Source organism: Dongshaea marina (genome assembly GCF_003072645.1).
Taxonomy (GTDB): Bacteria; Pseudomonadota; Gammaproteobacteria; order Enterobacterales; family Aeromonadaceae; genus Dongshaea; species Dongshaea marina.
Genome location: NZ_CP028897.1, coordinates 2,319,182 through 2,344,860, shown reverse-complemented (window position 1 = coordinate 2,344,860; position 25,679 = coordinate 2,319,182). Strand labels below are relative to the sequence as shown.

The 25,679-nt window shown below is 50.4% G+C and carries 29 protein-coding genes; 14 read left to right on the top strand and 15 right to left on the bottom strand.

The genetic code is table 11. The features are described 5' to 3' along the window. Nucleotides 1–88 precede the first annotated feature (88 nt). From DB847_RS11235 to ttcA, 3 genes are all read left to right on the top strand, one after another. Entirely contained in the window at nucleotides 89–853 is a 765-nt protein-coding gene (locus DB847_RS11235) for an FNR family transcription factor (RefSeq protein ID WP_108650763.1), read from the top strand. 43 nt (nucleotides 854–896) lie between these two features. Beyond that, nucleotides 897–1,820: a universal stress protein UspE gene (gene uspE / locus DB847_RS11230; protein ID WP_108650762.1), complete on the top strand. Its 924-nt coding sequence runs from the start codon at nucleotides 897–899 to the stop codon at nucleotides 1,818–1,820. 88 nt (nucleotides 1,821–1,908) lie between these two features. Further along, complete coding sequence (gene ttcA, locus DB847_RS11225; protein WP_108650761.1) at nucleotides 1,909–2,820, top strand: tRNA 2-thiocytidine(32) synthetase TtcA; 912 nt, start codon at nucleotides 1,909–1,911, stop codon at nucleotides 2,818–2,820. A 34-nt stretch (nucleotides 2,821–2,854) separates the two neighbouring features. On the opposite strand, the gene DB847_RS11220 is transcribed toward ttcA, so the two are convergent. From DB847_RS11220 to DB847_RS11195, 6 genes are all read right to left on the bottom strand, one after another. Beyond that, nucleotides 2,855–3,379: a spore coat protein U domain-containing protein gene (locus DB847_RS11220; RefSeq protein WP_159084549.1), complete on the bottom strand. Its 525-nt coding sequence runs from the start codon at nucleotides 3,377–3,379 to the stop codon at nucleotides 2,855–2,857. Nucleotides 3,380–3,427: 48 nt separating this feature from the next. Next, nucleotides 3,428–3,907: a hypothetical protein gene (locus tag DB847_RS11215; protein WP_108650759.1), complete on the bottom strand. Its 480-nt coding sequence runs from the start codon at nucleotides 3,905–3,907 to the stop codon at nucleotides 3,428–3,430. Further along, complete coding sequence (locus DB847_RS11210; RefSeq protein ID WP_108650758.1) at nucleotides 3,904–5,547, bottom strand: fimbria/pilus outer membrane usher protein; 1,644 nt, start codon at nucleotides 5,545–5,547, stop codon at nucleotides 3,904–3,906. The genes DB847_RS11215 and DB847_RS11210 overlap by 4 nt, the downstream gene beginning before the upstream one ends. Before the next feature lie 11 nt (nucleotides 5,548–5,558). Beyond that, nucleotides 5,559–6,308 (bottom strand): fimbria/pilus outer membrane usher protein, encoded by a 750-nt coding sequence (locus tag DB847_RS11205; RefSeq protein WP_159084548.1) that lies wholly within the window; start codon nucleotides 6,306–6,308, stop codon nucleotides 5,559–5,561. 91 nt (nucleotides 6,309–6,399) lie between these two features. Then, complete coding sequence (locus tag DB847_RS11200; protein WP_108650756.1) at nucleotides 6,400–7,140, bottom strand: fimbrial biogenesis chaperone; 741 nt, start codon at nucleotides 7,138–7,140, stop codon at nucleotides 6,400–6,402. 163 nt (nucleotides 7,141–7,303) lie between these two features. Next, the gene (locus DB847_RS11195; RefSeq protein ID WP_108650755.1) at nucleotides 7,304–7,777 is read right to left on the bottom strand and encodes a spore coat protein U domain-containing protein; all 474 of its coding nucleotides are present in this window, start codon (nucleotides 7,775–7,777) and stop codon (nucleotides 7,304–7,306) included. A gap of 645 nt (nucleotides 7,778–8,422) precedes the next feature. Here DB847_RS11195 and DB847_RS11190 point away from each other — a divergent pair. Together DB847_RS11190 and DB847_RS11185 are read left to right on the top strand one after the other, a co-directional pair. Beyond that, entirely contained in the window at nucleotides 8,423–8,950 is a 528-nt protein-coding gene (locus DB847_RS11190) for a spore coat protein U domain-containing protein (RefSeq protein ID WP_108650754.1), read from the top strand. Between the two features lie 13 nt (nucleotides 8,951–8,963). Then, entirely contained in the window at nucleotides 8,964–9,464 is a 501-nt protein-coding gene (locus DB847_RS11185) for a spore coat protein U domain-containing protein (protein ID WP_108650753.1), read from the top strand. Between the two features lie 6 nt (nucleotides 9,465–9,470). Here the strand turns inward: DB847_RS11185 and DB847_RS11180 are convergent, their stop codons facing one another. Next, nucleotides 9,471–9,920 (bottom strand): hypothetical protein, encoded by a 450-nt coding sequence (locus DB847_RS11180; RefSeq protein ID WP_108650752.1) that lies wholly within the window; start codon nucleotides 9,918–9,920, stop codon nucleotides 9,471–9,473. A gap of 326 nt (nucleotides 9,921–10,246) precedes the next feature. Then, nucleotides 10,247–11,044: a glucosaminidase domain-containing protein gene (locus DB847_RS11175; protein ID WP_199911806.1), complete on the bottom strand. Its 798-nt coding sequence runs from the start codon at nucleotides 11,042–11,044 to the stop codon at nucleotides 10,247–10,249. A gap of 206 nt (nucleotides 11,045–11,250) precedes the next feature. Here DB847_RS11175 and DB847_RS24360 point away from each other — a divergent pair, with 206 nt between their 5' ends. From DB847_RS24360 to DB847_RS11150, 6 genes are read left to right on the top strand one after another with little or no spacing between them, the layout of a single operon-like run. Next, entirely contained in the window at nucleotides 11,251–11,451 is a 201-nt protein-coding gene (locus DB847_RS24360; RefSeq protein ID WP_159084547.1) for a hypothetical protein, read from the top strand. Further along, nucleotides 11,432–12,538, top strand: a complete 1,107-nt coding sequence (gene potA / locus DB847_RS11170; protein WP_108650751.1) for a spermidine/putrescine ABC transporter ATP-binding protein PotA — start codon at nucleotides 11,432–11,434, stop codon at nucleotides 12,536–12,538. The genes DB847_RS24360 and potA overlap by 20 nt, the downstream gene beginning before the upstream one ends. After that, entirely contained in the window at nucleotides 12,525–13,385 is an 861-nt protein-coding gene (potB, locus tag DB847_RS11165) for a spermidine/putrescine ABC transporter permease PotB (protein WP_108650750.1), read from the top strand. Before potA ends, potB begins: the two co-directional genes overlap by 14 nt. Then, a complete protein-coding gene (gene potC / locus DB847_RS11160; protein WP_108650749.1) occupies nucleotides 13,378–14,145 on the top strand; it encodes a spermidine/putrescine ABC transporter permease PotC in 768 nt (255 codons plus the stop codon). The genes potB and potC overlap by 8 nt, the downstream gene beginning before the upstream one ends. Next, nucleotides 14,145–15,053 carry an ABC transporter substrate-binding protein gene (locus tag DB847_RS11155; protein WP_159084546.1) on the top strand — a complete coding sequence of 303 codons (909 nt, stop codon included), beginning with the start codon at nucleotides 14,145–14,147 and terminating at the stop codon, nucleotides 15,051–15,053. Before potC ends, DB847_RS11155 begins: the two co-directional genes overlap by 1 nt. After that, entirely contained in the window at nucleotides 15,050–15,265 is a 216-nt protein-coding gene (locus DB847_RS11150; protein ID WP_108650747.1) for a hypothetical protein, read from the top strand. The genes DB847_RS11155 and DB847_RS11150 overlap by 4 nt, the downstream gene beginning before the upstream one ends. Before the next feature lie 1,146 nt (nucleotides 15,266–16,411). Here DB847_RS11150 and DB847_RS11140 read toward each other — a convergent pair. From DB847_RS11140 to pheS, 6 genes are all read right to left on the bottom strand, one after another. After that, the gene (locus DB847_RS11140) at nucleotides 16,412–16,882 is read right to left on the bottom strand and encodes a hypothetical protein (protein ID WP_108650745.1); all 471 of its coding nucleotides are present in this window, start codon (nucleotides 16,880–16,882) and stop codon (nucleotides 16,412–16,414) included. After that, entirely contained in the window at nucleotides 16,879–17,400 is a 522-nt protein-coding gene (locus tag DB847_RS11135) for a response regulator (RefSeq protein ID WP_108650744.1), read from the bottom strand. Before DB847_RS11135 ends, DB847_RS11140 begins: the two co-directional genes overlap by 4 nt. A gap of 11 nt (nucleotides 17,401–17,411) precedes the next feature. Continuing rightward, nucleotides 17,412–17,708 (bottom strand): hypothetical protein, encoded by a 297-nt coding sequence (locus DB847_RS11130; protein ID WP_108650743.1) that lies wholly within the window; start codon nucleotides 17,706–17,708, stop codon nucleotides 17,412–17,414. A gap of 97 nt (nucleotides 17,709–17,805) precedes the next feature. After that, entirely contained in the window at nucleotides 17,806–18,102 is a 297-nt protein-coding gene (gene ihfA, locus DB847_RS11125; protein ID WP_108650742.1) for an integration host factor subunit alpha, read from the bottom strand. Nucleotides 18,103–18,104: 2 nt separating this feature from the next. After that, nucleotides 18,105–20,492: a phenylalanine--tRNA ligase subunit beta gene (pheT, locus tag DB847_RS11120; RefSeq protein ID WP_108650741.1), complete on the bottom strand. Its 2,388-nt coding sequence runs from the start codon at nucleotides 20,490–20,492 to the stop codon at nucleotides 18,105–18,107. Nucleotides 20,493–20,507: 15 nt separating this feature from the next. After that, a complete protein-coding gene (pheS, locus tag DB847_RS11115; protein WP_108652959.1) occupies nucleotides 20,508–21,491 on the bottom strand; it encodes a phenylalanine--tRNA ligase subunit alpha in 984 nt (327 codons plus the stop codon). A gap of 294 nt (nucleotides 21,492–21,785) precedes the next feature. Between pheS and rimO the strand changes: the two genes are divergently transcribed. From rimO to DB847_RS11100, 3 genes are all read left to right on the top strand, one after another. After that, nucleotides 21,786–23,114 (top strand): 30S ribosomal protein S12 methylthiotransferase RimO, encoded by a 1,329-nt coding sequence (rimO, locus tag DB847_RS11110; RefSeq protein WP_108650740.1) that lies wholly within the window; start codon nucleotides 21,786–21,788, stop codon nucleotides 23,112–23,114. Nucleotides 23,115–23,380: 266 nt separating this feature from the next. Further along, nucleotides 23,381–24,055: a response regulator gene (locus DB847_RS11105; RefSeq protein WP_108650739.1), complete on the top strand. Its 675-nt coding sequence runs from the start codon at nucleotides 23,381–23,383 to the stop codon at nucleotides 24,053–24,055. Nucleotides 24,056–24,114: 59 nt separating this feature from the next. Beyond that, nucleotides 24,115–25,425 (top strand): ATP-binding protein, encoded by a 1,311-nt coding sequence (locus tag DB847_RS11100; RefSeq protein ID WP_159084545.1) that lies wholly within the window; start codon nucleotides 24,115–24,117, stop codon nucleotides 25,423–25,425. A gap of 18 nt (nucleotides 25,426–25,443) precedes the next feature. Here DB847_RS11100 and DB847_RS11095 read toward each other — a convergent pair whose 3' ends face one another. Beyond that, nucleotides 25,444–25,623 carry a hypothetical protein gene (locus DB847_RS11095; protein WP_108650737.1) on the bottom strand — a complete coding sequence of 60 codons (180 nt, stop codon included), beginning with the start codon at nucleotides 25,621–25,623 and terminating at the stop codon, nucleotides 25,444–25,446. Nucleotides 25,624–25,679: the final 56 nt, after the last annotated feature.

Genomic DNA, 25,679 nt, shown 5'->3' with positions numbered 1-25,679 from the left:
CAAGCACTCCTCCGATTGGAGGAGTGCTACACAAATTCAAAAGAATAGTGATAAGATATTGATATAAATCAAAAGGCTGTCGAAGCAGATGACTCAAGAAAAAAAAACTGGCAGACGCATTCAATCCGGAGGCTGCCCAATCCGATGCCAGGATTGCAGCATCAGTCAGTTGTGCATTCCATTTACCCTCAATGAAAATGAGCTCGATCTTCTCGATCATATTATCGAGCGTAAAAAGCCCATCCAAAAAGGCGCAGAGCTATTCAAAGCTGGTGACGAGCTTAAATCTCTGTTTGCCATCCGCTCTGGAAGTATCAAGAGTTACACCATCACCGAGCAGGGTGATGAACAGATCACCGCTTTTCACCTGGCGGGCGATCTGGTAGGTTTCGATGCGATCAATGATCATCGCCACCCAAGTTTTGCCCAGGCCCTTGAGACCTCCATGGTATGTGAGATCCCTTACGAAGTTCTGGATGAGCTCTCGGGTAAAATGCCTAAGCTGCGCCAGCAACTGATGCGCCTGATGAGCAATAAGATTGTTTATGATCAAGAGATGATCCTGCTACTGAGCAAAAAGAATGCCGAGGAACGTCTTGCGGCTTTTCTGTTTAATCTCTCGATGCGCTTTGCCCAGCGAGGATTTTCCTCCCGGGAGTTTCGCCTCACCATGACCCGTGGAGATATAGGTAATTATCTGGGTCTCACGGTCGAAACCATCAGTCGTTTACTGGGGCGCTTCCAAAAGAGCGAGATGATTACAGTAAAGGGGAAGTACATCACGATCCTCGAGCCGGAGCAACTGGCTATTCTTGCCGGTGCCTCTCGTCGTTTTGATCCCAATACACCATAGGCACAGACCAATAAGTAATTGCGATTCAGGGAAGGAAATCGATATGGAAGAATATAAAAACATTCTTGTGGTTATCGACCCATTTATGGACGATCAGCCAGCGCTACACAGGGCGGTCAAACTTGCATCATTGTTACCGGGGATCCGCTTCAAGTTTTTTCTGCCCATTTATGATTTTTCCTATGAGATCACTTCCCTGATCTCAGCGGATGAACATGAACAGATGCGTCAGCAGGTGATTGAGCAACGTAGCTGCTGGCTTGCTGATCTGCTGGAGCCTCTTCCCATCGACAAAACCCAGTATGAGGTCAAGGTCGTCTGGCATTACCGCCCCTTTGAAGCGATCATCCAGGAAGTAAATGACGATCAGCATGATCTGGTTCTGAAAAACACTCACCAGCACTCACTGCTGCAAAAATTTATTTTTACCCCAACCGACTGGCACCTGCTTCGAGAGTCCCCCTGCCCCGTCCTGTTAGTGAAAGAGCATGACTGGCCCAAACAGGGAGCCATTCTTGCAGCGATCCACTGCGGCAGTCACGAACCTTTTCATCAGGAGCTCAATCAGCAGATCACTGAATTGACCCTCTCCCTGGCTCAAACTCTGGAGGCGACACCTCACCTGGTCAATGCTTATCCAGGCATGCCGATGCATATGATGACAGAGCTTCCCCAGATAGAGCCCCAGCAATACACAGAGGATGTGAAAGCACTCCATCTCAAAGAGATGCAGCAGCATGCCCAGAAATACCAGCTACCACTTTCGCAAACCCATGTTGAAGAGGGCCTGCCCGAAGAGGTGATCCCTGAGCTTGCCAGCAATCTGGATGCCGAGCTTGTCGTCCTAGGGTGCCAGGGGCGAACCGGCTGGGCCGCAGCCATTGTCGGAAATACCGCGGAGCATGTCGTCGATCGAATCGATTGCGATCTACTGGTGCTCAAGCTTGCCCCCCAAACAAACTCCTGAACCTGCCTTATCGGCCGAATCCCCCTTGCTCAGAGGGGGAACACGGCTATAATAGCCATCTTAATTTTTTGGCTGTGATAATCGAGTAATGCAACAGGATCTCAACGCAAAGCAGAAGTACAACTTCAACAAACTCCAGAAACGCCTGCGCCGTCATGTCGGTGAAGCGATCGCTGACTTTAATATGATTGAAGAGGGTGATCGGGTGATGGTATGCCTGTCTGGCGGTAAAGACAGCTATGGTATGCTGGATATCCTGAGAAACCTGCAGCAGCATGCTCCCATCAACTTTGAGATCTTTGCGGTCAATTTGGATCAGAAGCAGCCAGGATTCCCGGAAGATATCCTGCCTGCGTACCTTGAATCTACCGGCGTACCTTTCAAAATCGTTGAAGAAGACACCTACTCGATTGTCCAGGACAAGATCCCAGCGGGAAAGACCACCTGCTCCCTGTGTTCACGACTGCGCCGCGGGATCCTATATCGCACCGCAAAAGAGATAGGTGCCACCAAGATAGCCCTGGGACACCACAGGGATGATATTCTGGAGACTCTGTTCTTAAACATGTTCTTCGGAGGCAAGATGAAGTCTATGCCTCCCAAGTTGATGAGCGATGATGGCGAGCACATAGTTATTCGCCCTCTGGCCTACTGCAAGGAGCAGGATCTTGAGCGGTATGCTGAGATCAAAGAGTTCCCGATCATCCCTTGTAACCTGTGTGGCTCACAGAAAAACCTGCAGCGTCAGGAAGTCAAAAAGATGCTCAGAGACTGGGATAAAAACTACCCGGGCCGGATTGAAACCATGTTCCGCGCAGTGCAAAACATCACACCAAGCCATATGCTGGATCACTCCCTTTTCAACTTTAAGGATCTCAGCAAAGATCAGCCTCTGGTTGAAGGTGGAGATACCGCCTTTGATCCCGTTGAACTCCCCTCTCCTGCCTCCTATGAGGTTCCTGAGGGAGCTTCTGAATTGATGATAAAAGAGATATCCTGAACACAGGGCCAGCGCAAGCTGGCTTTTTCTTAGCCTAAAAAGTGATCTTGGCCAACAGGTATTGGCGATAGATACCGTCCGGAACAAACTGTCCGGGAGGGATCTCACCATTTAAATGGATCCGTCCGATCTTCCCATCATCGAGCTTTATTGGATAGCTCTGCCCCGGAACCCAGTTTTGCCCTGCACTATTAAGAAGCTGATAGTTCAGCTCCTCTCCCCCCTGAATGGCTCGCATCACAAATTCATCAGCCCCTCCTTTGGGGCTTAATGTGATCTTAAGGCGGGCATCCCCCATACAGCGAACCAGCAGCTCTCCCTTAAACTGCGAACCGCTGTGCGACAGAGGATCATAATCATGAAATTTAAACTTCTTATCTCGAATAAGACACAGGGTTACCACCCTGGCCTTTACCTGCAAAGCAGCTGAGTAATGGGGTGATGATAAGGTTAAAGCAGGTGTGATGCTGACATACTCCTGCGGTCCTTTCAGCTCAGAGTTTGCCTGACAGACACCGGTCAGGCAAACAGCCAATAGCATGCATACGGCATATTTCATCAGTACATCCTGTAAAGAGATATTAAAACCTTTCATAACCGATTTGTTTTACTGCAAATCTGGATCTTTCGGGTCCATTCCATAATAAAGGGTATAGGGAAGCGCCGCCTGGTAATGACCAAACCCATTGACCTGCTGCTTAGGGATCACCGCAATCAACGGGGTAAAGCTGGAACGTCCATAACCGTTGCCATCCAAGATCATGACTCCGCGAAGAGCCGTAATAGCGACAGTGGGCTGATTGACTCTGGCCAGGTAGTAATCAAGCCGTCCCTGAGGCGTCTTCAGTTGATGAAGCTGCCGGCCATTGTTTCCTAAATGAATCGAGTAATAGACCCTATCTCCCGGCTTACCTCCCGCACAGCTGATATAGGCACGCCCCAATGAGCTTAGCCCTGAGTTCTCTATCTGAAGTATATCCGGCATGCCAAATCGTATCTCGGGACTGTGCCAGTTACAGCTTAATCCATAAGCTTTGCTGGCAAGGAGCAACATAGATACCATCAGGGCACAGGAGTGGGTTTTCATTGACTCACCTCACAGGCGATCTCATCTCGAAAGAGATCCGTTTTATATTTTTTCAGGTTGACTGAGAATTTGCAGCTCTTACCTTTTTTAAGGGATACCCTACCCTCTAGCTTTTTCTGCTTAGAGCTGATTTCAGACAGATAAAGCACCCCATCCATCCCCATATAACTGCCACGAGATTTAAAGCTACCATCTCCGGTTAACTCAACATAACTACTGGCCGGGATCGATTTTTTGTCTGAACGCTTGAGGGTAATGAGGCCCTGCCGCTCTTTATGTACCCCAAAGTCGATAAAGCTCCCCGAGTTATAGCCGGATACCACAGTTTTCTTAAAGCTATCGGCCCGGTAATCCATCGGCAGATCATTGGGCTGGATCTCAATGCTATTTTGATAAAATGACTGAAGGTTGGGCGCCAGCAGATAGCCATTTCTGTCAGTTTTACCAAGAAACTGATTATTGGAGTAGATGGGGAGTCCAGCCACCCCATCGGTACTCACAACCCCAAAACTGTCATAGATCTCCGGCGCAATAAAGAGCTGCTTTTCCATATACACCAGTCCTCCGGAATAATTCAGCGAATAGCTATTGCTATTTTGCTGGGTGGCAAACATTCCTGAAAGAGTCCCCTTAGAAGTAGGCAGCTGCATCGAGCCATTATATTTGTTCTGTGAGTCCTCCTGCTCCTGCTGGTTTCGGACAGCACTCAGGTTATAAGAAAGCCCATAGAGATCGCCACTACTGTGGGAATAGCTCATGCTCTGCTGCTGGCTCAGGTCATTATCCGAGGAGGAGCGGGTTGAATCAAAGCTCAGGCTATCATTGGATGCAAAGTTCCAGCTCACCGACAAACCAAGATTCCAGTTATTCACATTGCCAAAGTCCAGCTGCTGACTCAGCGAAAGGCTCAGCTGTTCGGTTATCGATTTGCTGTAGCTGGCTGTGAAACTCTCACCCGAGCTCGTAGAGCTATAGGCTCCACTCACGCTACCAAGCCTCTCATCCCCATAACCTATCGATAAACCAAGCTGCCGAGGAGCGGACAGTATATTCTGGCCCAACTCACCAATCTGGGTAAAATGATCTGAGGTGAGTTTGTAGTAGCCCCCGGCGCTAAATCCGCCCTTTGAGTACTGATAATCGAGCTGCCCCAGGATCCCGGCACCCGACGAGCTGTGGCTCAGGGCACTGCTTAAACTGGCGATCCCAAGACCCAATTGGAACTGCTGGGTTGTACCAAAGGTTTGCTGTTCAGAAAGAAGCTCCCCATGAAAACGGCTGGTCCACTTCGAGTTCATCCCATAGCCATAAGAACCAGCCACTGCTGCCTGGCCATAGTCAAAACTTTTTGTCCCATAATCCTCCCGCAGCACCCCGGCCTCGAAGTCATAAGAATCTAGCCCCGCCTTGAGTAGACTGGTATTGACAAAATAGGGGATCGCATAGGTGGTGGTTTTGCCGTAAATATCTGTTTGCTTGACTTGAATCGTGCCATTACCGCTAACCACAGGGATATTATTGATCTGAAAAGCCCCTGGATTGACGCTATAACCATTGCTGATAGGCACCCCATCCAGGGTCAGCTGCACCGAAGTAGGGGTAGTCGCCTGCCCCAGTACAAATGGCAGAGGATAGGTCACAAACTTAGGATTCAGATCATAGTTTTTATAGATTTTGTATCCGGCAAGGCGCGCATTCCCCCCCAGGTGGGTGCAACCGTGGTGGTATCCCCAAACTCCCGGGTAATGAGTGAGCTCGCATCATCCAGCCGCCAACTTGTATCGTAGCGAATAAGCTCTGAATCCTCAGCAGTATGGTTATAGGCAAAGCTGCTACTACGCAGTCCTGGGAGCCCTCCAAACTGGCCAAGGGTAGCATAAAGATTGGTGGTGCTATCCTGATCACTGCCACTGGTTCCGGTCAGATTGTAGTTAAGGTAGGCTCCCGGGGTCTCATCCAGCCTCACCTTGCCATAGCTATCCCCTCCGGCATCCAGACTTCCCTTGGGAAGATTGGCAATCGGCAGGTTGAGCATCAGCTCCTGGGTGAGGTTATTGAGTGTATAACCAGGCTTCTTGCCCAAAGGAAACTGTATCAGACTCTTTTGTTGATATTGCTTATGCGGAAGAAGCTTGAGGTTCACAGCACCGAGCTGCTTTAGCCCCTCATACGTTATCAGCACTTGTTGATCCGGCAGCATACACACCAACTTGCCACTTAAGCCATGAGCCTTGCTCTGGCCGTTAAGCTTGATATCAACCAGCATGGGTTGCGCCTGCATTTCTAGGCAATCCTGCGGAGTCAGCGAGAAGGCGTGGCTAAGCCCTGGCAGTAACAGTAGGCTACAGCCAGCCGCCAGTCCTCGTGAGCTGCTGAGTAATATCCCCTGCTTACCCATCACCCTTTAATCTCACTCAAATCACAAGCGCGAAAATGCCAGCCCGGAAATACTCCGGGCTGACACTTTTAAAAGCTTGAAGTTGCTTTTCGGCTTAACGGATGGAAACAATGCTCTGCTTATCCTCGCCCGCAATTTTAGGGCTAAGCAGCTTAAAGACTTGCTTAGCACCAGGAACCAACCAACTTTGGGTCTGACCTGGCAAAACATATTTAAAGGTCTTGATTATCTTGGTAGCTGTAAGTATTTTCTGACCTTTAATCAGGGTTGCCTTGTTGCCCAGCTCAATACCTGCAACCTTGGCTACTGTACCACCAACGTTGTTCAGGGTAAGTTGCAGCCCTTTTGCTGTGAGCTTTTGGCTCCATCTGTAGTCAGAAATTGGTTTATTTTTAGGATAAACATATAGAGGCACCGAGGTATCGGTGTAGATCACCACCTGGCTGTTATTTTTTTCATCTTTAGTTGGTTTTACCTGATCCGGCAGCTCCTTGAGCAATACCCGATAAGTTTGAATCTGTTTTGTGCTGTTATAGGAGAAATAGCCCAGGCGAACCGTTTGAGTGGTCTGCGGCGCCACATGCAGCATGGCCGGGGATGCGAAAAACTCAGGAGCAGCAGTAAGCTTGTCCTTGCCATTCTCGATCTGCCACTTATACACGGCGACCTGGAGGGCTATTGGCTTATTACCAACATTGGTTACTGATAGGGATTGTTGACGTTGGCTATTTTGTAGCTTAATTAAAGTAGGTGATACACCATAACTGCCCGCCTGAGCTACTGTGCAATTTAGCCAAAAGATTCCTGCTGTTATTGCATATATATAACGAAGCATATTCAACACCCTCAAATAGTAAATTACAACATTCTCACATGTTAAACCTATAGATATAATTAAATACACACAGGTTAAACTAAATATAAAAAGGCCGATAATTAAATCGGCCACCAATCACCCAACTAATGAGCTTCTATTTATCAACAGTGAATGTTAAATATTAATATTTTACATTCACTGTTAGAGATTGGCTATAATTACCCGCAGACAGTCCCCATTGTTCTTTATCAGCCTGAGCGTAGAACTGGGCATCCCCACTACCATTTGTCATGTCAACAGCATGTGGAGTACCACCAAACCAAGAGTTTGCCATACCTTTATCATCAGCCAGTTGATAAGTCATAACCTCACCGGTATCGGTATTAGTCATTGCACCAGACTTAGCATCAATTGATACGGATACTTGTTTCGTCCCAACGCACGAGATTTTCATTGTCCCAGGGAAAACTTGTGGATCTGTTGGAGAGTACTGCTTCATATCAATAGTACCAGCATCAATCTTACAGCTTGAGACTACTTCAGCTTTCACCTCGAGTTCATTATGCGTAGTACCTGCTGCATTCGCAGAAGCAACAAAACCAGCAGACATAACCGCTGCGGCAGAGATAGCCAGCGCAATATTTTTGATTTTCATAAATAACTCCGTGCTAAAAATAAAATCACAAACACCAACAGTTTGTAATAAAAAATACCAAGCCCTATACAAGAGCTAACAGTAAAAAGTGTCCAACCAAATCTTCCGCCATTTATTGACGCACCGATATGACCCAGACCAATATTTCGCTGCGAATCATACCGAGCAAAAAAATCTTTGCAACAAGACTATAGGAATAAATCGATGAGCCCCCTTCATAAACCACCTTATGATTATGTTTTACATGGTTTTTTTAATAAAACTAAGGCATTTGCCTGAGCTTACATTAAATTTTTAGCCAATCAGACCCAAATAAATCCAGCGCCTTTTGATTTTAATCATTATTATAGAAAAATAAAAAACCAACTAACTTCATTTAACCAAGCTTAAAATAATAAATTTAACAAATATGATTCGAATGGATCCTTAGCTAAGCCTTTGCCAAATAAAGAAAAGACTCCGGAACGCACAATTATTAATCGTATAACACAGCAATAAAACTCTAATTCATGTTCAACAATAATCCTATTTTTATTGATTTATGTCTTTTTATACGTAATATATGCATCGATTTAAATTTGGGCAGTCCCATCTACGCTGGCCATATCAGGCCTACGGAAATATGATTAACAACAGGTTTCAACAATGGATGTAACTAACTCCTTTAGAGCAGCCACCATCGCTGTTGGATTATGCTTATTGAACACATCTCCTGCGATCGCGCAAGAGTCAAATACTGCCAACGCAGAACTACATGTTTCAGCGACAGTAGTTTCAAGCTGTAAAGTCACCGTAGATGGGGACATGAACTTTGGAAGGTATAACCCCCAAGATACCAAACCAACAAAAGCAGTAACTGGCATTGACATTAACTGTGTTGGCTTCTGGCCAAGAGTTGCAGAGCTGTCTATCTCTTCTGACTCACCCAGTGGCAGGCCAACATACAAGATGTATAAAAATGGCTCACCCGGTGAAAACCCTCTAAAGTTTTCGCTCTATACTCACCATGGCTGGTGGGGTAATAAAATCATCTTTAAAGATGGAAAGGATCAAGACATAAACCTGAAATTCTTTGATAATAACCACATTAGATTACACGGCAAAATCATCGCCCACCAATACGTGCCCGCAGGACAATACAAAACAACCCTGAGAGTGTTTGTGCATTATTGATAGGAAAATCAATATGAGCAACAGATACTTAAGTCAACTCCCGACTCTCATCCTGATCTTGCTGGGAAGTTACGCCCATGCCTGCCTGGCTGCCTGCCATAGCTCGGGCATTATGAATCTCAGCCTCTCCCTGAAAAGAAGCTGCTGGATCAACTCAGATGCCTTTCTACGTTTTGGCAACTACAACCCACAGGATCCGGCAGGCAAAGATGGGCAAGCCACCCTGCGTATCTCCTGCCCCGGCCTTGAGGGACAAGCTGTTAAAGTCTCTATATCAGGGGCGCATCAACAACAATATTTTCAGATGCATGCCAATAACTCTAAGGCGCGGAGCTACCACCTTCGCTACTCCCTGCATGATCATCAAAGCCGCTCATGGAGTACCCCGGAGCACTCAGTCATCATCAATAACAGGGGCGTAGGCAAGGCTATCTTTAACGGCCATATCCCTGCGGATCAGAGAGTTCCTGCTGGCCGTTACAGTCAGACGCTGAGAGTCGAAGTCAGCTATTAACTGCGCCTAATATTCAAGGTTAACCCTGACGGCTCTATATGCACTCTGCTTTTCCTCAAGTAATCTGGCTCGAATATCCGAGTCCACCAGAACTCTTCCCTGCCCCCTGGTCAGCGGCAATTGTTGCAGCTTTTTTGATAACAAGCGCTCCTGGCGAAACTCTTCATAGGCCTCGGAAGTAATATCGACTCTCTTATCCTGAAGCGGCATGATCTTCACCGCCGAAATAGACACATCAACTTGAGGTGTTCTTCCGGTGCACCTGAGCTTTACCCCGCCCTGTGAGTCATTATGAGACCCTATGTTTACCGGATGACTTGCCATCAGGCATGAGTCAATCACCCGGGCCGAAACCTCCAGGGTGCTCTGAGCAGATCCCGCCAGAGCGATGCCTGGCACCATGACCGACAAAGCCAGCAGCCTGGATGCCACCACTAAATATCCAAGTTTTTTCATAAACGCTTATACCTTTACAGGTCTGTAAGCCGCTCATGCTTAAACATCAAGCTACTACTGCGCGACCCGCCTTTCCTTAGGCCTCAGGAAGTCGATACAACAGCACTTCACCTCTAATGATAATAAGCAGATGCAAAGCAACCGAGCAAGCCAGGTTGACATGAAGTGTGATCTATAAGCAATCAGCCGATAGATGAACTGCAAGTTCGACACAAACAGAAGATTGTTTAATGGTATTTGGAGATATTTGACTGCGCCGGGTCGGATGCAGCGCAGAGCAGGAAAATAGCAGACACAAAAAAGCCAGCTTACGCTGGCTCTTTAGTTTAACCGGTCACTTGCCAGTAGGATTGATTCTGCTCGATAAACTGTTGAATCGAGACTACATAGGCCTGGCCGCGCTCAGAGTAATGATTCAGGCCCTCGGCCAGCTGCAGAGGATTGAGAGGCTTCCCTTCACTTCTGAGCTTTGCACGGATCGCTCGCAGATCTCTGTATGCGGCATTGGTATTCACATTACTGAAGTAAGCCTTCACCGAATCATAAGCGGAAGGAAACACCTTCACCTCGTGAATCGCCCCAGAGCTACGCTGAAGGGGGACCAGTCCACAGCCCTGGCTATAGCACCACTGGCCAAAATAGTTATTTCCCTGGCGAGCAAAGCGAGAGGTTCCCCAACCGCTCTCATTTGCAGCCTGGCTCAACACCAGAGCCTCAGGCAGCGTATCCACCCGAAGGAGGATCTGATCAAAATGGGACTGACTCAGAGGCTCAGAGCGTAACCCATACTGGCTCGCCAACTGTGCCAGCCATTGGTGCTCAGAGTCATCAAGGGGTTCACCCTGTTCGAAGCGCTGCTGCAATATCATCACCTTTTGGCGCTCGGCCAGGATCTGAGAGGAGATCTGCTGATAAAAAGGACGCAAAAAATCAAAAAAAGCTTTCTTGCGAAGCTTAGTTGATCCCATCTGTGAAAAATCAGGCGCCTTTATATCCTGCTCTACCACAGCCGGACGCTGATCGGCAGATGTCGCCAGAATCGAACTCTGGGGCTCTTTGGTTACGGGACTACAACCAGCAGCCAGAATCAGGGCTGCGACGCCAGTACAAACAAGTCGTTTCATATGCTCGTATATCACCTTCTCGAAAAGCCAGACTTCCATGCTCAATGCCAACAGGCTCCGTCAGAATTCGACATACTAACAAAAATCAGCCCTGATTAAAAATCAACCCAGGGAGGGCTCATTTAGACCTCACACCATCACGGAAATAGAGAGGCTTGCTAAATAAAGGTGACAAGAGGCTAAACTCATAACCAAGTGCTCAATTTATGGGCAAAATTGATGATAAACAACAAGAGAGACAGGGCTCAAAATCAGGGGAGCACCACAACAACAAGGCTATGGAAAAATTTCTGCGATCTAGTGTAAAAAAACGCTTTAATTTCACAAGGATGGCAACTAAAATTCGCCATCCTTATTTTCATGGTCCAACACGGAGAGCCGCTATTGATGAGCGCTGCGAAAAATAGCATCGTCACCCTCCAGGGTGTAAACAAGAGCTTCGACGGCAAGCCTGTAGTAAAACAGCTTGATTTAACAATTTATGATGGTGAATTTCTCACCATTCTTGGCCCGTCCGGCTGTGGTAAAACAACGGTACTGCGTTTGATCTCAGGTTTAGAGCAGGTCGATACCGGCACCATCACCCTGGATAACGAGACTATTACTGAGCAGCCAGCTGAGCAGCGCCATGTCAATACGGTCTTTCAGAGCTACGCCCTCTTCCCACATATGACCATCTTCGACAATGTTGCCTTTGGTCTTAAGATGCAAAAGGTTGCAAAGCCGGAGATAAAACCCAGAGTGATGGAGGCCCTGAAAATGGTGCAGCTCGATCACCTGGCTCAGCGCAAGCCTCACCAACTCTCCGGTGGCCAGCAACAACGCGTTGCGATTGCCCGTGCCGTGGTTAACAAACCCAGAGTGTTACTGCTGGATGAATCCCTGAGCGCTCTGGATTATAAACTGCGTAAACAGATGCAGATCGAGCTCAAGCGGCTGCAACGTCAGCTTGGGATCACCTTTATCTTTGTGACCCACGATCAGGAGGAAGCCCTGTCGATGGCTGACCGCATCGTGGTGATGCGTGACGGGCGCATTGAGCAGCAGGGTAGCCCGCGCGATATCTATGAGTCGCCTAACAACCTGTTTGTAGCCCGCTTCATTGGCGAGAGCAACATCATGGATGGTGAGCTGCTGGAAAAAACCGATGATAAGACCTGGAAAGCCAGAGTCGAAGGGCGCAACTGCATCGTTCATACTCAGGAGCCTTTTAAGGTCGGCGATAAGATCTGTGTCCTGTTGCGCCCCGAAGATCTCAGGATGGAGGAGATCGCGCAAAACGAGCAGGCAGAGGGAATTGTAGGGAAGATCACCGAACGCAACTATAAGGGTGCGACCCTGGACTCTGTGGTTGAGCTTGAATCGGGTCAGCAGCTGATGATCAGTGAATTCTTTGACGAAGACGATCCGGATTTCGATTATAGCCTGGGCCAGAAGGTTTCAATCACCTGGGTCGATAGCTGGGAGGTGGTTCTGCCCTATGAAGCACACTAACACCTTTCGTAATTTTGCCATCACCCTGATCGTCGGCTGGCTGGCGGTGTTCGTGTTCGTCCCTAACCTGATGATCCTGGTCACCAGCTTCCTGACACGAGATGATGTCAATCTGATCCAGTATACCTTTAGTCTGGACAGCTACCTGAGGCTATTCGATCCTCTGTATCTAAAGGTGGTATTTCACTCCCTGAAGATGGCTTGTGTCGCCACCGGGATTTGCCTGTTGATTGGCTACCCCTTTGCCTACTTCATTGCCCAGATGCCAAAGCGCTGGCAGCCCCTGGCTCTATTTTTGGTGATCGTACCTTTCTGGACCAATTCACTGATCCGCGCCTATGCCCTTAAAACCATTCTTGGAATGCGTGGCCTGTTTAACTGGAGTCTGATGTCCCTTGGGATCATCGATCACCCGATCCGGATCCTCTATACCGAAACTGCGGTCATCATCGGACTCATCTATATACTGCTGCCCTTTATGGTGCTTCCCCTCTACTCCTCGATTGAGAAGCTCGATAAACGTCTGTTGGAGGCTTCTCATGATCTGGGTGCAGGTAAGCTACAAACTTTCTGGCGAATTGTCATTCCCCTGACCATGCCCGGGATCATCGCCGGATGCCTACTGGTCTTTATTCCGGCGATGGGGATGTTCTACATTCCGGATCTGCTGGGAGGGGCTAAGAACCTGCTGGTCGGTAATGTGATAAAGAGCCAGTTCCTGGATACCCGCGACTGGCCCTTTGGCTCAGCACTGAGTGTGATGCTGACCCTGCTGATGGCCCTCTTAGTCTTTATCTATTACCGGGTTGGTAAATTCCTCAACAAGAAGGTGGAACTCCATGACTAAGCTCTTCAAGTCCAGCTTCTTGTTTGTTCTATACGCCTATCTGTATATTCCGATCATCGTGCTGATCGCAAACTCCTTTAACCAGTCGCGCTTTGGCTTTCACTGGCAGGGGTTTTCGATGCGCTGGTATGAGGCGCTGTTTAATAATGACTCGCTGCTGACCGCGGCGGGTCACTCGATCACCATTGCCCTGCTCAGTGCCACAGCCGCGACCGCCATCGGCACCCTGACCTCGGTCGCACTATACCGCTACCGTTTTCGCTCTAAGGCGATGGTCAATGGCATGCTGTTTGTGGTGATGATGTCACCGGATATCGTGATGGCAATTGCCCTGCTGACCCTGTTCCTGGCTCTTGGCTTCTCCTTAGGATTCTGGTCTCTGCTGGCAGCCCATATCACCTTCTGCCTGCCCTTTGTGGTGGTCACCGTCTACTCCAGGCTCAATGGTTTTGATAAGAACATGCTGGAAGCCGCCAAGGATCTGGGTGCCACCGAGGGGACCACCTTTTGGAAAATCATTTTCCCACTGGCTCGCCCGGCGGTGGCCGCAGGCTGGCTATTGAGTTTTACCCTGTCACTGGATGATGTGATCATCAGCTCCTTCGTGACCGGCCCGGATTATCAGATCCTGCCGCTTCGAATTTATTCCATGGTTAAGATTGGGGTATCGCCCGATGTAAATGCTCTGGCGACCCTGTTACTCGTCGCATCACTATTCCTGGTGGTGCTGGCACAGTTACTGTTAAAGGACAAAAAATGATGAAAAAACTGATCGGAACACTCGCCTTCGTGTTCTTGGGCTCTCTGGCATCCCTGGCACATGCCGCAGAGAGCAAGGTCCTGACTATCTATAACTGGGCAGACTATATCCCGCAGTCTGTCTATCAGGAGTTCACCAAGGAGACCGGAATTGAGGTTCATGTCTCCACCTTTGACTCGAACGAAGCGCTTTTCTCCAAGCTCAAATTGCTGCAAAAAAGCGATGCTAAAGAGAGCTTCGATCTCATCGGCCCTTCAACCTATTATGTGCAGCGCATGGCCGCCCAGGGGATGCTGCACAAGTTGGATCACGCCAAGATCCCAAATCTTAAAAATTTAGAGTCTCAGGTGCTCAATCGCCCCTATGATCCGGGCAACCAATACTGTGTTCCTTATGTGTTTGGCAGTACCGCCATCGGCCTCAACCCTGAGATCCTGCCTGATACTCACATCGACAGCTGGAAACAACTCTGGGATCCAAAGTGGCAAGGCCAACTGCTACTGACCGATGATCCCCGCGAAGTATTCCAGATGGCGCTTATGGTTCTGGGCCTTAATCCGAACAGTCAAGATCCCGCCGAGATCAAACAGGCCTATGAATACCTTAAAAAGCTGATGCCAAACGTTCTGCTGTTTAATGCCGACACCCCACGCATGCCCTATCTCTCAGGCGATGTAGGCCTGGGAATGCTATGGAGTGATTCTGCATTCAAAGCGCTCAAGGATATGCCGGATCTTAAATATATCTACCCCAAAGAGGGTGCGATCTTCTGGAGTGACACTCTGGCCATTCCAAAGAACGCCAAGCATGTGGATGCAGCCTACAAGTTCATCAATTTCATCCTGCGCCCGGACATTGCCGCCAAGATCCTCCATGATCTGGGGAGCCGATCCCGAACAAGGCGATGATGGAATACATCAAGGTCAACTACCAAAAAACCATGGATGACAAAAAGGGCAAGCAACACCAGTATTTTGCTCAGCTGATGAAGGTGATCGACAATCAGGCCCTCTACCCGCCTGAAAGCGTCATCGAGCACGGCAAATTCCAGCAAGATGTTGGCGATAAGGCCAACCAGCTCTACCAGAAATACTGGCAGCTTCTCAAAGCAAACCAGTAACCCTCCAAAGGCTGATTGCAGTGCAATCAGCCTTTTTCTTCAGATCGTTTTGTACCAATAACGAACTTTTATATATCCTGCGGATGGCTATTTGCCACTATGTGGCAATTGTCGGTATCGCCCGACCGGCGAGTCACTTTTCTGTCAAGAAAAGTAACCAAAAGTTCGCTCCGCGCTGCGAGTCCCTCCGCAGAGCTGCGCAGTTCGGCATCCTGCCTCGAAAACAAAAATAGTGGGTTTATCGTTCGCCTCGGAGCTCGCTAACGGGGTTTAAACTCCCCTTTGATTCGCACCGAAGGGTCACGTTGGTGTTTGAGATTGAAGGATATGGATATCCTGAAAGCAGGGTCGAGCCATGGATGGCTCGTTTCTGCGTATCTCATAAAACCAGTGGCTCTGAGGATCAACGCGAATCGAGGGGCACCCTCGGGGTTGTTAGGGGACTGGGTGAGCAGTCCCCCTGACCCGCAGTCCGCGGCCGGACAATTGTGCCACAGGCACAAAAATCTGACCGCAGGTCAAACTATCCTGGTTCGCTTTGTACCAAAAGCGAACTTGATAGCATTGCATGCAGCTAATATTGTGGCTTCGCCACAGATATGCCGGGGTGCCGGCAGCACATTACTTTTGAACCGCCAAAAGTAATCAAAAGCTCCCTTCGCGTGATGGGTCCCTCCATCAAGCTCCGGTGCTCGGCATCGTGCCTCGAAAACAAAAATAGTGGTTTTATAGTTTGCCTAGGCACTTGCTCACGGGTGTTACTTCCCCTTTGATTCGCGCCTGAAAATCATAATGCGAGTGAAGCCGAATGGCAGGACGCCATGAGTGCATAGCCACGCCAGGGGTGAAGTCTCTCCCGGAGAGACAGAGCGAGAGATAGGGATATCGAACTGGTTAGGCATATCATGGATGGTATGCGGCGTGTCTATGTTGAGCTTCAAGGAGTAAGTGATTTTCAGGATCTCCACGAATCGAGGGGCACCCTCGGGGTTGTTAGGGGAACTGGGTGAGCAGTTCCCCTGACCCGTAGGTAGCTTACGCCATCCATGGCTTCCGCTGCATTCGCACATCCTTGTGCAGCATCCGCTGCCGGACGATTGTGCCACAGGCACAAATACTCAGTCCGAAGGACAAAGAGCCACAAACTCACCATTGCCCACTCAGACCAGACTGTTGCGCCAGCTGCCGGGACTCGATTCCCCGACCGCTGCCATACACACCGATACCCTGTTGCAGGGCGCTCTCTAATAAGCGCTTAAGAGGCTCTGAGTTAAGGGTCGAGAGTTTACGAGTCGCCACCGCAGACAGAAACAGGTATTCCAGTGGCAGGGTATCGAGCAGCGCAAAAGGCAATCGATCACCGTGATTAACCATCAGCCCTAAGCGAACCCCGGATAAACGTGCCTGTAACACCAGGGCATACAGCGCCAGATCCTGCTGCAGACTGAAGCTGTCATCGAGCAAAATCACCAGGCGCGAAAGATCAAAAGAGAGCTCAGCAAGCCAATCCCGAAGCTCAGGCCAATGCTGCTGTGGAAACAGTCTGTGATGCACAAACACTAAACCATCCGAAGATTCACAAAGCTTCTCAGCCAGGCTCTGTTCAGCCAGGCTCAAAAGATAGCGCCCCTCCTCATCACCATACCAGTTGCTGATCCCCCGGACTGGATAAAGCGTGTTTGACTGCGCAGGGTTTGAGACAGGTAGTGAAAAAGCAGAACCCGCTTGATCCCCTGTTCATCCACAGGTTTAGAGGTCGCCGCGACAACAGGCCAGCCCTGGCGGCTCAACAGATCGGCTATGCTTTGCAGTACCTGAGACTCCTGGCCACTGAGAAGCCATAAGGGAGCGCGTGTCTCACTGTCTTTCCAGGACTCAAGACAGCTCAACAGATCCTCCCCACCCAACCAGAGATCACAGATCATCAGATCCCAGGGCTCCCGGGCGCAGGTTGCGACCTCCCGGGGATCACCTTTTTGCCAGCTACACTGCTTTAACCCCACCTGCTTGAGTTGATGAAGCAACATCTTGCCCTGAAAAGGATGATCTTCGAACAACAAGACTCTCTGGCAAGCCAACCACTCATGCCAGGCCCCCAGTAATCGCTGCCTTGCCTGCTCAACCTGGCTTCGCACCTCAGGAGAGGCTACGGACCATACCCCCCTCCTACAGCTTGCCTCAATCCAATCTCTAACGCTTCGGGAAGAGGCTGGCAATGAAGGGCTATCAGATGCTCGCCGCTTAAGCGACTGGCCAGCCACTGCTCGGGATCGAGCCAGCGCCGGATCATCAGCTCAGGCGTATCTGAAAAATGATGCTCAGCCCAGCTCATTGAGGCATCATCCAGGCAGTTAAACTGCACAGGCTCGATCTGCTCCACACCATTGTCATCTTCAAACAATAGCGCCTCAAGCTCTTCTGGGGTCAGCCTCTCATGGTTCATTCGATCCTACAGCCTCTTTACTCCTGATAATCTCGAATTTACTCCAATTTCAGGCAATAAAAAAGCCAGCTTTTGCTGGCTTTTTAAAAGATTCAGGCTAATCCTGAGGCTTGCTGTCTTCTACCCTGGATTTGAGCTTCTGACCGGGTCGAAATGTTACCACTCGACGAGCCGAAATGGGGATATCCTCCCCGGTTTTAGGATTGCGCCCAGGTCGTTGGGTCTTGTCTCGCAGATCAAAGTTTCCAAATCCTGAAAGCTTGACCTGCTCACCATTTTCGAGAGCCTCACGGATCTCTTCGAAAAAAGCATCAACCAACTCCCTGGCTTCACGCTTACTAATTTTTAGCTGGCAGAACAGATGTTCTACGAGATCGGCCTTGGTCAGCGCCATAGTTAAACCCTCAAGGTCGCATTGAACTCCGCTTTGAGTGCTTCCACTACGCAATCGATAGTTTCAGCGATCTCTTGCTCCTCCAGCGTCCGGGACTGATCCTGAAGCGTCAGAGCGATGGCTACGCTCTTTTTATCCTCAGCAACACCCTGACCCTGGTATATATCAAATAAGTTTATTCCAACTATATGATTTTGACCAAGTTTTTTAATCGCTTGTAACAAATCTCCTGCTGCAACCTCACGATCAACGATCAACGCCAGATCGCGACGGTTTGCCGGGAATTTAGAAACAGCCTCAATCTCGGGGACCAGACGCTCCGTCAAAGCCTCCAGCTCAATCTCAAACACGACCGCCTTAGACTTAAGACCCACGGCTTTTTGCTGTGCCGGATGCACAGTCCCGATGACTCCAACCTGACGCTCGTCCAGGAAGATCCCGGCACACTGCCCCGGGTGCAGAGCACTGTGGGTCACGGCACGGAACTCGAAGCGATCGGCATAGCCGGTCAGATCAATTAAAGCCTCCAGATCGCCCTTGAGATCGAAAAAGTCGACCGCGCGAGTAGGCAGATCCCAATGCTCATCACTGACTGAACCCATCACCAGCACGCTCAGCATCTGCTGCTGTTTAACAGCTAATGCTTCATCCGCATCCGGCACAAAGCGCAGACCCGATTCAAACAGGCGTACCCGTGATTGCTGACGGTTCTGGTTATACAGGGCCGCATCCAGCAGACCCGGCAGCAGAGACAGACGCATCGCCGACATCTCTTCGGAGATCGGATGCGGCAGGATCAGCGCCTCCTGCTCAGGGAATAGCTTTTGCTGCAGTTTCGGGTCAACGAAGCTATAGGTGATCGCTTCCTGATAGCCTCTGTCCACCAGCAGCTGCCGCAGGCGGCTCAGGGGTAGCTCAGCTTCACGATGATTCGTCATTTTGAGATCAGCAGCCGGAGCGACCGAAGGCAGGTTATTGTAGCCATACAGGCGCGCAACCTCTTCAATGAGATCCTGCTCAATCGCCATATCAAAACGCCAGGCGGGAGCCACGACTCGCCAGCCCTGCTCAAGAGCCTCAACCTGCATTCCCAGACAGTTGAGGATAGAGACCACATCTTCATCTTTGAACTCAAACCCGATCAGGGCATTGAGCTTTTCCCGGCGCAGCTCGATGGGCTGAGCCTGGGGTATATGCTGCTCACTGACCGCTTCACAGACAGGTGCGACCTCACCCCCGCAGATGCTCACCAGCAGCTCGGTTGCACGTTCCATCACATGGGATTGCAGCTGTGGATTCACTCCACGCTCAAAGCGATGTGAGGAGTCAGTGTGCAGGCCATAACGACGGGCACGACCGCGGATCGCATCCGGGTTAAACCAGGCACACTCCAGCAGGATGTCGCGGGTAGACTCGGTTACTGAGGTCGCCTCACCACCGAAGATCCCGGCCATCGCCACCGCACGCTCATCATCGGCGATCACCAGCACATCCGGCTCAAGCGTGATCTCTTTACCATCCAGCAGCACCAATTTTTCGGCCGCCTCGGCCTGACGCACCGTGATCCCACCCTTGAGGGTATTGAGATCAAAGGCATGCATCGGCTGACCATACTCAAGCAATACATAGTTGGTCACATCAACCACGGGATCGATGGAGCGGATCCCACAGCGACGCAGTTTTTCCTGCATCCACAGTGGAGTTGCTGCATTGAGGTTAATATTGCGAATGATTCGTCCCTGGTAGCGGGCACAGGCAGCCGGGGCCGCCAGCTGGATCTCGATGCGATCATCCAGGCTCGGAGCAACCGGGCTAAACTCGGGCTCGCACACAGAGGTGCGGTTCAGGGCCGCCACTTCTCGGGCGATCCCGGCAATGGAGAGACAATCACCACGGTTTGCGGTCAGGTCAACATCAATCACCTGATCATCAAGCTGCAACAGCTCTCGAATATCGGTACCGATCGCCGCATCCTGGGGCAGCTCGATGATCCCATCGGATTCGACATCGATGCCAAGCTCGGTGTAGGAGCAGAGCATGCCGAAAGAGGGCCGGCCACGCAACTTGGCTTTCTTGATTTTAAAGTTACCTGGCAGTACCGCGCCCACACAGGCAACCGCAACCTTGAGACCCAGGCGGCAGTTTGATGCGCCGCAAACAATATCCAGCAGCTCTTCAGCGCCGACATTGACCTTGGTGACTCGCAGCTTATCGGCGTCCGGATGCTGACCGCATTCAACCACCTCACCGACAACCACCCCTGAGAATTCACCAGCGACAGGGGCTACTTCATCCACTTCCAGACCGGCCATGGTGATCTGCTCTGCCAGTTCATCGGCAGTCTTGTCCAGCTTCACCCATTCCTGTAACCAGCTTTTGCTGAATTTCATAACTACTCTGCCTCTTTATTTGAACTGTCTGAGGAAACGAAGATCATTTTCGAAAAATGCCCGCAGATCGGAGACGCCGTAACGCAACATGGTCAGGCGCTCAACTCCCATTCCAAACGCAAAGCCGCTATAGCGCTCCGGGTCGATATTGACCGAACGCAGGACATTCGGGTGAACCATGCCGCAACCTAAGACCTCGAGCCATTTACCATTCTTACCCATCACATCCACTTCGGCACTAGGCTCTGTGAATGGGAAATAGGAGGGACGGAAGCGGATCTGCAGATCTTCCTCAAAGAAGTTATGCAGGAAGTCGTGGAGGATCCCTTTGAGCTCGGTAAAGCTCACCTTCTCATCCACCAGCAGGCCTTCGACCTGGTGGAACATGGGAGTGTGGGTCTGATCGTAATCATTACGATACACCCGCCCCGGAGAGATGATCCGCAGAGGAGGCTGCTGCTGCTCCATGGTGCGGATCTGCACCCCGGAGGTCTGAGTCCGCAGCATCAGCTTAGGATTGAAGAAGAAGGTATCGTGATCCGCACGCGCCGGGTGATCGGCGGGGATATTCAGCGCATCAAAGTTATGGAAATCATCTTCCACTTCGGGACCGGTTGCCACAGAAAAGCCCAGCTCCCCAAAGAAGCTGCTGATCCGCTCAATGGTACGGGTCACAGGGTGCAGCCCGCCATTTTCCAGGCGACGTCCCGGTAGGGTTACATCAATGGTTTCAGAGGCAAGTTTCTGATTCAGAGCTTCCTGCTGCAGGGCCTCACGGCGCGCATGAATCGCCTGCTGCACCTGTTGCTTCGCCTGGTTGATCACCTGGCCCGCCTCACGGCGCTCTTCAGGAGGTAATTTACCCAGCTGTTTGAGCTGATCGGTTAATACCCCTTTCTTACCCATGTAATGCACGCGAATATCTTCGAGTGCTTGGCTGTCCATCGATTTTTCGATGTCTTGCAGCGCTTTTGCAATCACATCTTCAAGGTGTGGCATGGCAGTCTGATTTCCTCCCCTTTGCAGAGGTTGTTCATGTTCGATACAAAGGGGCAAATAGTACTGAAAACTAACGGGTTTGGCTAGCTTGAGCCCCCTAAATGGGCAATCTTTGACAAATAATGCACCCACCGCAGTCGGGAGAATCAAAACCTTCACCAATTGAAACCCGATATTCACATCCGAGTGCGTTGTAGCAACATCTATCTGCAAAGGTGGATCTGTGGAGGGGGCGGCGGAATTAGGGTAGACTTGGCGCCTTTCAACAGATTTAAGCAAGTAGTGGAGAGTAGGATGGCAAATCCAGCCATTGGTTTTATCAGTCTTGGTTGCCCTAAAAACCTGGTCGACTCAGAGCGGATCCTGACCCAGCTGCGTATTGAGGGCTACGAAATCACGCCCGACTACAAAGATGCCGCACTGGTGATCGTTAATACCTGCGGATTTATCGACAGTGCGGTACAAGAATCACTTGAAACCATTGGAGAGGCCCTTGCCGAAAATGGCAAGGTTCTGGTGACCGGCTGCCTGGGCGCCAAAGAAGAGGCCATTCGTGAGGTTCATCCTAAGGTACTGGGGATCACCGGCCCCCATGCCTATCAGGAAGTGATGCATGCGGTGCATCGTCATGTCCCGCAGCCAACCCATAACCCTTATGAGAAGCTGTTGCCGGAGCAGGGAGTTAAACTGACTCCTCGTCACTACGCTTATCTCAAGATCGCCGAGGGTTGTGATCACGCCTGCACCTTCTGCATCATCCCCTCGCTGCGAGGAAAGCTGGACAGCCGCCCCATCGGCGATGTGCTGAGTGAAGCCAAGCGCCTCAAGGATGCCGGAGTTCAGGAGCTGCTGATCGTCTCCCAGGATACTGCTGCCTATGGCGCCGATATTCGCTACCGCACCGGATTCTGGGACGGTCGCCCGGTGAAGAGTACCCTCCGTCAGCTGTGTGAAGAGCTGGCAAAATTCGGGATCTGGGTGCGTCTGCACTATGTCTACCCCTACCCCATGGTCGATGAGCTGGTCGAACTGATGGCCGAGGGGAAGATCCTGCCCTATCTGGATATTCCGCTGCAGCATGCCAGCGTCGGCGTGCTTCGCAATATGAAGCGCCCCGGTAACGTCGATAAGATGATGGAGCGGGTCAAACGCTGGCGGGAGATCTGCCCGGATCTGACGATTCGCTCAACCTTTATTGTCGGCTTCCCCGGTGAAACCGATGACGATTTCGAACAGCTGCTGGAGTTTATCCGCGAAGCTCGCCTGGATCGGGTTGGCTGCTTCCAGTACAGCCCGGTTGAGGGTGCCAGAGCGAATGACATAGCTGAACCTGTCAGCGACGAAGTCAAGGAGGAGCGCTTCCACCGCTTCATGGCGCTGCAGCAAGAGATCTCGACCGAAAAGCTGGCAGAGAAGGTGGGTAAGACCCTGCCGGTCATCATCGATGAGATTGATGAAGAGGGAGCGATCGGTCGCAGCATGGCAGATGCACCTGAGATTGATGGCCTGGTATATCTCAACGGCACAACCAAGCTTGAGGTCGGTCAAATCTACCCTGTGACCATTGAGCACTCAGATGCTTATGATCTCTGGGGCTCGATCGCTCAAGAGTCGCTCGGTTAACGATGCCCCCCCGAAAGCCAGCCCCGCCGGGCTGGCTTTTTATTAAGATAAAACAAGCCTCTATCTTTTTCGAGGCGCCATGGGTAGGATTAGAGATTAAAAGTCAGGCTTAAAAAAGGAGGTGAACCGAACGGATGCCACCTCCAACCGGGGGAAAGATTACTCCTCTCAATTTTAGTGCAAAAAAAACGATTCAGCGCAGATTCAGTCCTGATGAATAGACTGTTATCATTAATCTCAGGATCACCGGAGTCGACCCAAGCACCATGAAGATACTCATTGTTGAAGACGACCAGTTACTTGCCCACCACCTAAGCTCAGTTCTGAGTGAGCAAGGTCATCAGACACTGACAACCGATCGCAGTAAAGAGGCGCTTTACTACGCCAGTGAATATCCTATCGATATCGCTATCATCGATCTCGGCCTTCCTGATAGTGATGGGATCAGCCTCATCAAGAAACTGCGCGCCCAGAAAATCAGCTTTCCGATCCTGATCCTCACCGCTCGCAGCAACTGGCAGGATAAGGTCGACGGTCTGGAAGCTGGTGCCGATGACTATATGGTCAAGCCGTTCCAGCATGAGGAGCTCAAGGCCCGGATGAATGCACTGCTGCGCCGTAGCAGTGGCTTTGTCTCTCCTAAGGTCACCGCCGATCCCTATACCCTGGATCTCTCCAGTAAAACCCTGTTGATGAACGAAGACACTATTACCCTAACCTCATTCGAGTACTCGATCCTGGAATACCTGATGCGCAACAGCAAACAGGTGGTTTCTAAACAGCAGCTGCTGGATCAGTTATATGGTGACAACGAAGGTGATCCCAACACCATTGAGGTGATGATGAGCCGGCTACGTAAAAAAATTGATCCCCAGGGGACTATCCATCCGATCTCAACCATTCGCCGCCAGGGGTATATTTTTAACCTGTCATGCAGCTGATCTCACGCTCACTCCACTTTAAGCTGCTTCTTTCTTCATTTATCGTGATTTTTTTGATCATGATGGGCTTGGCATCTTTTCAGATCCGAGCCTACATCAGCTCACAGCAGCGGGCTTATAACCATAAGCTGACCCAAACCCTGACCCGGGTGGTCAAAACCTCGCTGCAGGGTTTGTCCGATATTTCACAGATCAATCTGGATCTGGTGCTGAAAAACCCCGATCTGCCGAAGGATGTCGATCTTCTGGTCTGTCACTACGGCGATCAGCCCGAGCTGGTTGAGAGTAATATCCACAACCCGGAACTGAGATCCTATAAAAACCAACTTTGTCCTCTGTTGAGCATGCAGGCGGCACCGGACAATGTTCCCTTCCCGACCTCGGTACTCGACCTGCCGGGCAGTGATAGTTACTTTGTCCTGCGCACCCGCTTTCAGCATAATCCGCCGCTCCCGGGTTTTAGCTATGATCTTATTCTACTGACATCCAAGAAACCCTTTGATCAGGATGTAATGAACTATGTGAAGACGGTGATTATCCGCACCATAGCTCACTATATCTTTGTCCTGTTTTTCCTGATCATCACCACCCGCTGGAGCCTGCGCTCTCTGAACCGGATCACCGGACAGATTGGGGAGATCCGTAAGGGAAAACGCCAGTTGCTCAGCGAAGATTATGAGTTGGAGCTACAACCCCTGACCAGCTCTTTAAACAAATTGCTGCAAAACGAACGACAACAGCGAACCCGCTATCAGAATGCGATGAATGATCTGGCCCATAGCCTGAAGACCCGGCTGGCACTGATTCGGATCACCGCCCATGAACAGGGGCTGAGCCCCGAGGCTACTCAGCAGCTTGATGAGCAGATCATGGCGATGAACCAGATCGTTCTCTATCAACTCAGGCGGGCCGTTGCCGGGCGCCAGGGTCTCTCGGATCATAAAACCGACGTGATCCCCCTGGTAAGTAAGCTTTTGACCAGCCTGGAAAAGGTCTATCGCGATAAGCGGGTGCAGGTCACGACTCACTTTGGAGATGACACCTCCTTTATCGGCGATCCCAATGATCTGATGGAGCTTTTCGGCAACCTGCTGGACAACGCCTTCAAGTTTGCCATCTCCCAGATCAGCATCACAGTCCGCCAGGAGACCGATCACCTGCTCATCATCATAGAGGATGACGGACCTGGGATCCCAGTCGAGTTAAGGGATAAGGTGCTGCAGCGAGGGGTTCGCGCCGATACCTCCCCGGGACAGGGGATAGGCATGGCAGTGGTCCATGAAATCATCGACAGTTATGCAGGCTCGCTCACCATCGAGGACTCCGAGTTGGGGGGAGCCCTGATGCGAATCCACCTCAGTAATAACTAACAGGTTTTGCAGCTTAACTCATTGAGCTGCAACCTCCCCTTTCTGACGGGGGCTGATAAGCTTCTCCAGAGAAAAGTCATAAGCTTTGAGCTGAGGATTAAGTACCTTTGAATACTGCCTGAAATCGATCTGCTGCCAGTCCCTTTGGCCAAACAGCCGGATATAGCGATTGATGTTAGAGCGGGTGAGTGGATACATCCGGGTTTTTATAATGGTTCCGGGATCATCGGCAAAATCCCGGCCATGGTGATAAT

Bases quoted from the DNA above. Each gene is read 5' to 3' on its own strand.
- DB847_RS11235 (WP_108650763.1), top strand. From the start codon at position 89: ATGACTCAAGAAAAAAAAACTGGCAGACGCATTCAATCCGGAGGCTGC.
- uspE (WP_108650762.1), top strand. From the start codon at position 897: ATGGAAGAATATAAAAACATTCTTGTGGTTATCGACCCATTTATGGAC.
- ttcA (WP_108650761.1), top strand. From the start codon at position 1,909: ATGCAACAGGATCTCAACGCAAAGCAGAAGTACAACTTCAACAAACTC.
- DB847_RS11220 (WP_159084549.1), bottom strand. From the start codon at position 3,379: ATGAAATATGCCGTATGCATGCTATTGGCTGTTTGCCTGACCGGTGTC.
- DB847_RS11215 (WP_108650759.1), bottom strand. From the start codon at position 3,907: ATGAAAACCCACTCCTGTGCCCTGATGGTATCTATGTTGCTCCTTGCC.
- DB847_RS11200 (WP_108650756.1), bottom strand. From the start codon at position 7,140: ATGCTTCGTTATATATATGCAATAACAGCAGGAATCTTTTGGCTAAAT.
- DB847_RS11195 (WP_108650755.1), bottom strand. From the start codon at position 7,777: ATGAAAATCAAAAATATTGCGCTGGCTATCTCTGCCGCAGCGGTTATG.
- DB847_RS11190 (WP_108650754.1), top strand. From the start codon at position 8,423: ATGGATGTAACTAACTCCTTTAGAGCAGCCACCATCGCTGTTGGATTA.
- DB847_RS11185 (WP_108650753.1), top strand. From the start codon at position 8,964: ATGAGCAACAGATACTTAAGTCAACTCCCGACTCTCATCCTGATCTTG.
- DB847_RS11180 (WP_108650752.1), bottom strand. From the start codon at position 9,920: ATGAAAAAACTTGGATATTTAGTGGTGGCATCCAGGCTGCTGGCTTTG.
- DB847_RS11175 (WP_199911806.1), bottom strand. From the start codon at position 11,044: ATGAAACGACTTGTTTGTACTGGCGTCGCAGCCCTGATTCTGGCTGCT.
- DB847_RS24360 (WP_159084547.1), top strand. From the start codon at position 11,251: ATGGGCAAAATTGATGATAAACAACAAGAGAGACAGGGCTCAAAATCA.
- potA (WP_108650751.1), top strand. From the start codon at position 11,432: ATGAGCGCTGCGAAAAATAGCATCGTCACCCTCCAGGGTGTAAACAAG.
- potB (WP_108650750.1), top strand. From the start codon at position 12,525: ATGAAGCACACTAACACCTTTCGTAATTTTGCCATCACCCTGATCGTC.
- potC (WP_108650749.1), top strand. From the start codon at position 13,378: ATGACTAAGCTCTTCAAGTCCAGCTTCTTGTTTGTTCTATACGCCTAT.
- DB847_RS11155 (WP_159084546.1), top strand. From the start codon at position 14,145: ATGAAAAAACTGATCGGAACACTCGCCTTCGTGTTCTTGGGCTCTCTG.
- DB847_RS11150 (WP_108650747.1), top strand. From the start codon at position 15,050: ATGATGGAATACATCAAGGTCAACTACCAAAAAACCATGGATGACAAA.
- DB847_RS11130 (WP_108650743.1), bottom strand. From the start codon at position 17,708: ATGAACCATGAGAGGCTGACCCCAGAAGAGCTTGAGGCGCTATTGTTT.
- ihfA (WP_108650742.1), bottom strand. From the start codon at position 18,102: ATGGCGCTGACCAAGGCCGATCTCGTAGAACATCTGTTCTGCCAGCTA.
- pheT (WP_108650741.1), bottom strand. From the start codon at position 20,492: ATGAAATTCAGCAAAAGCTGGTTACAGGAATGGGTGAAGCTGGACAAG.
- pheS (WP_108652959.1), bottom strand. From the start codon at position 21,491: ATGCCACACCTTGAAGATGTGATTGCAAAAGCGCTGCAAGACATCGAA.
- rimO (WP_108650740.1), top strand. From the start codon at position 21,786: ATGGCAAATCCAGCCATTGGTTTTATCAGTCTTGGTTGCCCTAAAAAC.
- DB847_RS11105 (WP_108650739.1), top strand. From the start codon at position 23,381: ATGAAGATACTCATTGTTGAAGACGACCAGTTACTTGCCCACCACCTA.
- DB847_RS11100 (WP_159084545.1), top strand. From the start codon at position 24,115: ATGATGGGCTTGGCATCTTTTCAGATCCGAGCCTACATCAGCTCACAG.
- DB847_RS11095 (WP_108650737.1), bottom strand. From the start codon at position 25,623: ATGTATCCACTCACCCGCTCTAACATCAATCGCTATATCCGGCTGTTT.